A 209-nucleotide genomic window follows, 5' to 3' on the forward strand; every position below is an offset into this window, starting at 1 on the left:
CCCCTGTATCGCCGGTAACTCCAGTCGCCCCGGTTACACCTGTATCTCCCGTGGCTCCAGTACTTCCCGTTACACTGACACCTGTGGCTCCAGTTACTCCCGCAGCCCCTGTATCGCCGGTAACCCCAGTCGCCCCGGTTACACCTGTATCTCCCGTGGCTCCAGTACTTCCCGTTACACTGACACCTGTGGCTCCAGTTACTCCCGCA

General features: G+C 60.3%; 1 protein-coding gene. It reads right to left on the reverse strand.

The window, feature by feature from the left end:
* On the reverse strand, positions 1-209 hold a 209-nt coding region (locus HP548_RS00055; protein ID WP_175380571.1), incomplete at both ends, for a hypothetical protein.

It is taken from the genome of Paenibacillus taichungensis (genome assembly GCF_013359905.1).
Lineage (GTDB): Bacteria > Bacillota > Bacilli > Paenibacillales > Paenibacillaceae > Paenibacillus > Paenibacillus taichungensis.